A 7142-nucleotide genomic window follows, 5' to 3' on the forward strand; every position below is an offset into this window, starting at 1 on the left:
GCCGCCTCGGTTTACCCAAAGCCGGTCATCGTGCGCCTGTCCGACTTCAAGTCGAACGAATACGCCGGCCTGATCGGCGGCTCGCGCTACGAGCCGCACGAGGAAAACCCGATGATCGGCTACCGCGGCGCCAGCCGTTACGTCGATCCGGGCTTCGCCGAATCTTTTGGGCTGGAGTGCAAGGCGGTCAAGAAGGTGCGCGAAGTCATGGGCCTGGACAATGTCTGGGTGATGATCCCGTTCGTGCGCACACTGGGCGAAGGCCGCAAGGTGGTCCAGGTGCTGGAAAAGAACGGCCTCAAGCAAGGCGCCAGCAGTGCCGGCGAGAAGGCGTTGAAGATCATCATGATGTGCGAAGTGCCTTCGAACGCCCTGCTGGCCGATGAGTTCCTGGACATCTTCGATGGCTTCTCGATCGGCTCGAACGATCTGACCCAGCTTACGCTCGGCCTGGACCGCGATTCGAGCATCGTCGCCAATCTGTTCGACGAGCGCGACCCGGCGGTGAAGAAACTCCTGGCGATGGCGATCAAGACGGCACGCACCAAGGGCAAGTACGTCGGCATCTGCGGGCAGGGACCGTCCGACCATCCGGACCTGGCGGAATGGCTGATGGAACAAGGCATCGAATCAGTGTCGCTCAATCCGGACACCGTGGTGGATACGTGGTTGCGGCTAGCCAAGAAGAAGGCTGCCGCCTGAGTGGTTGACGATTGCGGTTGATATTTTGGGGCGGTGGCTGCACCGCCCTTTCTTTTTGCCCTTATTCCCCTCACGGCAATCGAACTTCCCTCCCCTCCCCAAGGTCACACTCTCCATCACCCCAGGGGGGAAAGCCCATGCGCCACCTCGTCGGCCTGTTGAACCGCAATAAAGGTTTCATCGCCTTCATGTTCTGCATGTTTGTCTTCCGCAGCGCTGTGGCGGACTGGAATACCGTGCCTACCGGCTCGATGCAGCCGACCATCCGCATCGGGGATCGCATCCTGGTCGACCGCGCGGCCTACGATATCCGCGTGCCGTTCACCCATATTTCGCTGTATCGGCTCGGCGATCCACAGCGCGGCGACATCGTGGTGCTGGATTCCAAGGAGGCCAACGAACGCCTGGTCAAGCGCGTCATCGGCGTGCCTGGCGACCGTATTGCCCTGCGCGGCAACCGGCTTTACGTCAATGGACGCACCGCTCGCTACAGCACGATCGACGTGGCCGGCATCCGCGACGACAGCACCCATCCGGCGCATTACGCCATCGAACGGATCGGCGGGGCTAGCCGCGTGATCCGCCTGTCTGACGAGCTCCCTAGCATCGCCAGCAACTTCGGACCCGTGACGGTGCCCCCGGGGAGCTATCTCTTGATGGGCGACAACCGCGACGACAGCTACGACTCGCGCTTCCTTGGCTTTGCCCCGCGAGGGGAGATCCTCGGCCGCGCCCGCTACGTCGCCTTCTCCCTCGACCCCAGCCATCATTACCTGCCTCGTGAGGATCGCTTCGGTGCGCCGCTGGACGGTCTGGCACAACGCGCCGGGCAAACCGGCCGGCAGGACCTCTAACCCTAGTTGTCAGGGCAGACGCAACCACGTAAAATCGCCGGCTCGCGTCGACCAACGCGCCCGTTTTTCGGAGAGGTGGCAGAGTGGTCGAATGTACCTGACTCGAAATCAGGCGTACGTGTAAGCGTACCGTGGGTTCGAATCCCACCCTCTCCGCCAGAAACAAAAGAAGCGCTCCTCGAGGGGCGCTTTTTTTTGTTTCTGAGGCGGCATTAGCGAGCGCTCTCCCGGAGAGATGCCCTCCATTGAGGCCGGGCAGAAACCATATGCCTCGGATACGGCACATACGCCTATGCGGGATTGGCGCGCCGGCCAGCGGCCTTCCCACAGAGCCATTAACTCGAGGAAATGCACCCGCAATGTCCGCACTCAGTCTGCCAGCTCCAGAAGTACGCCTCACGGCCACGTCACGGCCCGGGCATGTCGTCCTTGGGGTCAATAATTTCTGCAATTTGCGCTGCATCATGTGCGATGTCGGTACGGGCAATGCGGAAACCAACTTCGGCGCAAACCTGGTCGGCGCCAAGACGCGGTCCATGCCCTGGGAGCTGTTCCAGCGCATCGCGGACGATATGGCGGCCTTCTGTCCGGAGGCGCGCCTGGGCTTCGCATTCACCGAGCCGCTAGCCTGGCGACCGCTCGGTGATGCACTGGCCTATGCCTCCGCACTAGGCTTGCATGCGACGGTCACCACCAATGGCCTGCTTCTTCTCAAACGGGCAACGGAGTTGGCAAGCGGCCGTTGCCGCGGCCTGTTCGTGTCGCTCGACGGACCGGCGCCCCTGCATGATCGCATCCGACGCCATGCGGGCAGCTTCGCACGGGCGGTGGAAGGGATCAGGGCCGTCGCGGCCCTGGACGGTGCCCCGGAGATCTCCGTCTTCTGCACGATCAGCGAACACAATGTCGGTCACCTCAAGGCTTTCCTTACCGACATCAGCGACCTGCCGCTGAAGCAGGTCGGCCTGATCCACAATAATTTCGTCACGCCCGCACTGGCCGACCAACACAATGCGCTCTACGGCGCGACCTATCCCGCCACCGCCTCGAATACGTTCCAATCCGATCCGACGACGATCGACATCGTTCGGCTGGCCGATGAACTGACCGATATCAAGGCCATGACCTGGCCGTTCAGCGTCACGATCCAGCCCGACCGCATAAGCGAAGCGGACCTGGACATCTACTATCGCCATCCCACGCAATTTGTCGGCCGACGGTGCCACGACGCCTTTCGTATCCTGATGGTCGATGCCGACGGCGAATCCGTGCCGGTGCATGGACGGTGCTATCGGTTTCCGATTGCCAATGTTCGGGATGCTGGCCTCGAAGGCATCTGGAAGCACTCGAGCATCGAAGCGCTGCGGACGGCCCTCAACGAAGCCGGCGGTCTTCTGCCCGCTTGCAGTCGATGTTGCGGGGGCTTTGGCAACTAAAGTCCATGATTCGCTGCCAGGCGCCTGCCCCTCCCATACGAAAGGAGTCGCTTGTTCGTTCAATCGAACTCCTCTTCGACGAACTTGCGCAAGCGCTCCAGCCGAGTGTCCCATTGCGCCGACATGCGATCGAGGTACTCGCGTGCGGCCACCAATTGCTGCGGACGCATCTGCCACAGCCGATCGCGCCCTACGCGATCGCTGCTGACCAAGCCGGCATCTTCCAGCACTTGCAGATGCTTGGTGATCGCCTGACGCGACACCTCGATTCCTTGTCCCAGCACCATCGTGGAGAGTGGCCCTCCCGTGCATAAACGGGCCAGCATGGCCAAACGCACCGGATCGCCCAGCGCGGCAAAAAGGGGCGCGGTGGCGGGTACGTTCCCATCGTAGCCTTGCTGCATCACGCCGCCCTCAGCTCCTCTCCTCGATCGCCAGGTATTTTTTCACCAGCTGCGCCTGATGGGCCCACCCGCCATCGTTCGCCTTGATGGCGTCGGTACGGCGTTCCAGTGGAATCCGGTCGAATCCCGACTCAGTGATCGTAAGCAGGGTGCCGCCCTCGATGTCGCTCAATTCGAACGTCACCAGGGTCATCGGTTCAGCCGAATAGTCCTTCGCGGCGTCGATCGCATACGGATGCCAGCGGAAGGAGAACAGCCGCATGGGTTCGATCCGGTCCACGACGACATGCCATGGCGTGCCGGTATAGGGCTCCTGCATGCGTGCTACCTCAGGATCGACCTGGGTCGGCACGATGCGGCCATTGGCTTCCTGACCGGCCACAAACGGGCCGTCGATCGCTACACCGAACCACTTACCGAAGCGGGAGGAATCGCTAATCGCGCGCCATACCTGCTCCCTCGATGCGTTCAGGATAATTTTCTTTTCAATCCGATCGACATTCATAAGCAACCTCCTGGTTGCTCGTAGGCTAACACCCGAACTCCTGACGCGCAACTTCATGGTTGCTTCTTGGCCGACACCTGCGCGACGGATGAACCCGCCTTTAAATGACGTTTTGCACACGCTTGCGACATCCGTCATGCTTGCCGCACCAGTGGACTACAGCAAATCATGATCGAGTTTGGACACGGAACCCATGTGGGGTTGCGCCGCACGCGCAATGAGGACACCTACTACGCCGATGCATCGCTGGGCTTGTTCCTGGTTGCCGATGGCATGGGCGGTCATCGACATGGTGAAGTGGCCTCGGCGCTCGTACGCGACGCCGTCACCGATCTGGTTACGCGCGGACATACGCTGGTCGAAGCCGTGCGCGCTGCAGACGAGCGACTGCTGCAGCAATCGCGTGGCATACACGACGGCCTGCCGATGGGTACCACCATCGCAGCGGTGCGCATGAGTGGAGAAAATTACGAAGTGGCCTGGGTCGGCGACAGTCGCGTCTATTTGTGGCAAAACCAGCTGCGCCAGATCAGCCACGATCATTCGCTGGTACAGGAACTGGTCGAAGCCGGCCTGCTGGATCAGGCCCAAGCAGCGCGCCATCCGCAGCGCAATGTGATCACCCAGGCGCTTGGCATTACCGCCGCCGATCAATTGCATATCGGCATGGCCCGTGGCCGATTACAGCCAGGCATGTGTTTCCTGCTATGCAGCGATGGCCTGACGGAAGAACTGAGCGACAGTGCCATCGAAGAGCATATCGCTCGACGCGACCTGGCCGCGCAGGAATGCGTGGATCACCTGGTACTGGCGGCGCTGGATCGCGGCGGCAAGGACAATGTGACAGCGATCCTGGCGAGAGTGCATTGAGCTAGGGGCCAGGAGTGAATGGAGAGGAGTGAAGAGTAAGGGAACGCCGGCTGGACCGGAGCGCTTCTCCTAACTTCTCTGCACTTACTCTTGAACACTCACGCTTCTTGCGCCAGCTTCATCTCCTGACTGCGCCATACGCTGACGCCACCGGCACTTTTGTCCAGCGAATCCAGGCGCTTTTCGTGCGCTGCTTGTTCGTCGGCGTCGGCGCGCAGTACGCGCGGACGGCGATCGAGACGAATCGGCGCGACGATGTTCTTCTTGGCTGCCGACTCGGCGCCGCTTTCGAAACCCAAGTCGAGTGCGACCTGGCCGGAGGTCATTGCGAGATAGACTTCGGCCAGCAGCTGGGCGTCGATCAGGCCGCCGTGCAGATCGCGCGCGGAGTTGTCCACACCCAGGCGCTTACACAAAGCGTCGAGGCTGTTGCGCTGGCCTGGATAACGCTCGCGCGCCATGACCAGGGTATCGAGCACGGTACAACGGTCGACGATGCGGCCGCGCCCTGCCCGCTCCAGTTCGGCGTCGAGGAAACCGACGTCGAAGCTTGCATTGTGGATAATCAGTTCGGCGCCGTCGATGAACTCAAGGAATTCGTCAACCACATCGGCGAAGAACGGCTTGTCCAGCAAAAACTCGTCTTCGATACCGGTAACCTGGCGCGCACCTTCGTCGATCGCGCGCTCAGGATTGAGATAAGTCTGGTAATTGCGCCCGGTAGTGCGGCGCTCGATCATCTCCACGCAAGCGATTTCGATCAACCGGTGACCCTGACGAACCTCCAGTCCCGTGGTTTCGGTATCGAGGACGATCTGCCTCATGCGCTCACCTTCAGTAGTTCGGCCTGCTTGCGGGCAGCCTCGTCGACGCGCTCGTTCTCGGCGTGACCGTTATGTCCCTTGACCCATTGCCACTTTACCTGATGCACGCTCACCGCCTGCGACAGACGCTCCCACAGGTCCTGGTTCTTGACAGGTTTCTTGTCGGCAGTGCGCCAGCCATTGGCTTTCCAGCGCGGCACCCATTCTTCGATGCCTTGCATGACATAGCGAGAGTCGGTGCATAGAACGACTTTGCACGGCCTTGTCAGGGCTTCGAGCGCGGCAATGGCCGCCATCAGCTCCATCCGGTTGTTGGTGGTGGCAGGCTCGCCGCCGACGAGCAAACGCTCGGTGCCTTTTGCACGCAGTAATGCGGCCCAACCGCCGGGGCCGGGATTGCCCAGGCAAGCGCCATCGGTAAAAGCTTGGACGTCAGTCAAAAAACACCCTGGATAGTTTCAGCAATCAAGAAAGGATACGCGGCATTCAAGCCGCGCTGCGTCGCGCGCCTGGCGCCAACCCCACGCCTACGGGAGCCGCCACCGCACGCGGGCGCAGACGGATCGGCGTCGCAGCGTGGCGCTGCTTGCGCGCAACCAACACGTAGCCACCGCCCAACACCGGCGTGACTTGCCACTCCTCGGCCGCGCCGGGACGCCATCGCCCCACCCGCTGGATCCGTTCGATACTGAGGTCGTTGACACGTAACCAGCTCTCCAGCACCAAGGGAGAGAAGAGCGACACCGGAGCATGGCGCCTGCGCCAACGTAGCCAGGGGTTCCAGAGGCTGAATGGATGCACGCCCGTAAGGGCCAACGTGCCGCCTGGGCTAAGCACGCGGACCGCCTCGTCGAGCAATGCACGCGGCACCGGAGCCACCTCGAGCGCATGACGCAACATGACCAGCTCGAACGATTCGTCCAGAAACGGTAGGGGTTCGTCGGCACGGCCGCGCACATCGCCGTAAAGAAGGCCCTGGCCTACCGTCAGGCGCACCCAATGATCGAGCAGGGGCAGGCTCGGAGACATGTCCGAGCTGAGCGCCGTCAGCAACAAACCGTTCTTGCCGGCGCAACGCTGCAAGTCGGGAGACAAAGCCACCGCTTCTTCTGCGATCAGGCCGTGCAGCGGCGTACTGGCGTAGATGTCGTTGTCGCGCTGTGCCATGCGACGTTCCGCGAATGAATCTGGCAATAGTGTAGCGGTTGCCGCAGGCCGGATGTGCCGGCCCGCACGAGACTGAACGGCCCACCGACGACTTAACGAAGTACTAACGAGCCCGTTGGGGCGCGCAATTATAGTCGGCTGTCTCACGCAAGCCTTTTAGCCTGCGTCAGTCGATACGAAACCGCAGTGGGGTATTCCTTGCACGTCGTACCGTTACCGGCGCTAGCCGATAATTACATCTGGCTGCTCTACAACGATGCCGGGCACGCCATCGTTGTCGATCCCGGCGAAGCAGCGCCGGTCGAAAGCGCGCTGGCCGAACGCCAGCTCACGCTGTGCGCGATCCTGCTGACGCACCATCACCCCGATCATATCGGCGG

The 7142-nt window shown here is 61.7% G+C and carries 10 protein-coding genes and 1 tRNA gene; 6 read left to right on the forward strand and 5 right to left on the reverse strand.

Annotated elements, in window-relative coordinates:
- From VIM98_RS06645 to VIM98_RS06660, 4 genes are all read left to right on the forward strand, one after another.
- Positions 1-702 (forward strand): putative PEP-binding protein (locus tag VIM98_RS06645; RefSeq protein WP_331992316.1); only part of this gene is annotated, 702 nt, incomplete at its 5' end.
- Between the two features lie 137 nt (positions 703-839).
- Entirely contained in the window at positions 840-1556 is a 717-nt protein-coding gene (gene lepB / locus VIM98_RS06650; RefSeq protein WP_331992317.1) for a signal peptidase I, read from the forward strand.
- Positions 1557-1625: 69 nt separating this feature from the next.
- Positions 1626-1715 (forward strand) — tRNA-Ser (locus VIM98_RS06655).
- A gap of 200 nt (positions 1716-1915) precedes the next feature.
- Positions 1916-2992 carry a radical SAM protein gene (locus tag VIM98_RS06660; RefSeq protein WP_331992318.1) on the forward strand — a complete coding sequence of 359 codons (1077 nt, stop codon included), beginning with the start codon at positions 1916-1918 and terminating at the stop codon, positions 2990-2992.
- Positions 2993-3051: 59 nt separating this feature from the next.
- Here VIM98_RS06660 and VIM98_RS06665 read toward each other — a convergent pair whose 3' ends face one another.
- Both VIM98_RS06665 and VIM98_RS06670 read right to left on the reverse strand, forming a co-directional pair.
- Positions 3052-3396: a metalloregulator ArsR/SmtB family transcription factor gene (locus tag VIM98_RS06665; protein ID WP_331992325.1), complete on the reverse strand. Its 345-nt coding sequence runs from the start codon at positions 3394-3396 to the stop codon at positions 3052-3054.
- Between the two features lie 10 nt (positions 3397-3406).
- A complete protein-coding gene (locus VIM98_RS06670; protein ID WP_331992319.1) occupies positions 3407-3901 on the reverse strand; it encodes an SRPBCC family protein in 495 nt (164 codons plus the stop codon).
- A gap of 168 nt (positions 3902-4069) precedes the next feature.
- Here VIM98_RS06670 and VIM98_RS06675 point away from each other — a divergent pair, with 168 nt between their 5' ends.
- A complete protein-coding gene (locus VIM98_RS06675; protein ID WP_331992320.1) occupies positions 4070-4771 on the forward strand; it encodes a PP2C family protein-serine/threonine phosphatase in 702 nt (233 codons plus the stop codon).
- A gap of 98 nt (positions 4772-4869) precedes the next feature.
- On the opposite strand, the gene dnaQ is transcribed toward VIM98_RS06675, so the two are convergent.
- The 3 genes from dnaQ to VIM98_RS06690 are packed head-to-tail and all read right to left on the reverse strand — an operon-like array spanning position 4870 to position 6762.
- Complete coding sequence (gene dnaQ, locus VIM98_RS06680) at positions 4870-5595, reverse strand: DNA polymerase III subunit epsilon (protein ID WP_331992321.1); 726 nt, start codon at positions 5593-5595, stop codon at positions 4870-4872.
- Positions 5592-6035: a ribonuclease HI gene (gene rnhA, locus VIM98_RS06685; RefSeq protein WP_331992322.1), complete on the reverse strand. Its 444-nt coding sequence runs from the start codon at positions 6033-6035 to the stop codon at positions 5592-5594. The genes dnaQ and rnhA overlap by 4 nt, the downstream gene beginning before the upstream one ends.
- 46 nt (positions 6036-6081) lie before the next feature.
- Entirely contained in the window at positions 6082-6762 is a 681-nt protein-coding gene (locus VIM98_RS06690) for a methyltransferase domain-containing protein (protein WP_331992323.1), read from the reverse strand.
- Positions 6763-6960: 198 nt separating this feature from the next.
- On the opposite strand from VIM98_RS06690, the gene VIM98_RS06695 reads away from it, so the two are divergent.
- Positions 6961-7142: MBL fold metallo-hydrolase (locus tag VIM98_RS06695; protein ID WP_331992324.1), on the forward strand; the 182-nt coding region annotated here is incomplete at its 3' end.

The organism is Dyella sp., assembly GCF_036568765.1.
Taxonomy (GTDB): domain Bacteria; phylum Pseudomonadota; class Gammaproteobacteria; order Xanthomonadales; family Rhodanobacteraceae; genus GSA-30.

Bases quoted from the DNA above. Each gene is read 5' to 3' on its own strand.
- lepB (WP_331992317.1), top strand. From the start codon at position 840: ATGCGCCACCTCGTCGGCCTGTTGAACCGCAATAAAGGTTTCATCGCC.
- VIM98_RS06660 (WP_331992318.1), top strand. From the start codon at position 1,916: ATGTCCGCACTCAGTCTGCCAGCTCCAGAAGTACGCCTCACGGCCACG.
- VIM98_RS06665 (WP_331992325.1), bottom strand. From the start codon at position 3,396: ATGCAGCAAGGCTACGATGGGAACGTACCCGCCACCGCGCCCCTTTTT.
- VIM98_RS06670 (WP_331992319.1), bottom strand. From the start codon at position 3,901: ATGAATGTCGATCGGATTGAAAAGAAAATTATCCTGAACGCATCGAGG.
- VIM98_RS06675 (WP_331992320.1), top strand. From the start codon at position 4,070: ATGATCGAGTTTGGACACGGAACCCATGTGGGGTTGCGCCGCACGCGC.
- dnaQ (WP_331992321.1), bottom strand. From the start codon at position 5,595: ATGAGGCAGATCGTCCTCGATACCGAAACCACGGGACTGGAGGTTCGT.
- VIM98_RS06690 (WP_331992323.1), bottom strand. From the start codon at position 6,762: ATGGCACAGCGCGACAACGACATCTACGCCAGTACGCCGCTGCACGGC.